The organism is Oleiphilus sp. HI0043, from assembly GCF_001634935.1.
Window position 1 is genome coordinate 1 of the sequence record NZ_LWEY01000150.1, and the last position, 583, is coordinate 583.

The following is a 583-nucleotide window of genomic DNA, read 5'->3' on the forward strand; positions in this document are numbered from 1 at the left end:
ATAAAGTGACTTGAACTGCAGCACCGGCTCTCAGTGCTGACAAGCATAGAATAGCGCCAGCAATCGTCGTGTATGACGTATTTTGTTGTGGGTTTGGCATTGAGCCAGAGCAATCTACATATAAATCTAAATCGCAAGGTTCTACCTCTGGCTCTGCACCCTCGTCAAATCCCCATTCTCGCTTAACGGTGGTAACACCCGGTATTACCTTTTGACTCATGGACATTGAGCTAAACCAGTCCACATCTTCAATTGGCTCCCCCGGTTCCCAAAGAGTTGTTCCTTCCGGAATAAGTTCGGTTTTCACGAGCTGCCTCTTTGATGGAAACGAAACCAGATGTGGTATTGAGCGCTCACGGTAATAACGCACTGCGATTTGATGATCTGATAGGTCGATACCTGCGGATTTTAAAATTTCCCCATACTCGAATGGTTCACGATACTGGCCATTGCCATCTGATTGTGAGCTTTCACCTAGGTTAGATTCCCTTGCTCCTGCCTCATTTGCGCTCGCATCGCCAATCAAATCTGGATCCATTGATGGGTGAATATTATCCATTTCACCCTGATCCTTATTGATCAA

General features: G+C 46.0%; 1 protein-coding gene. It reads right to left on the bottom strand.

Features of this window, described 5'->3' with window-relative positions; genetic code table 11:
• A partial coding sequence (locus A3729_RS02910; protein WP_197475501.1) for a hypothetical protein occupies positions 1–559 on the bottom strand: 559 nt, incomplete at its 3' end.
• Positions 560–583 lie beyond the last annotated feature (24 nt).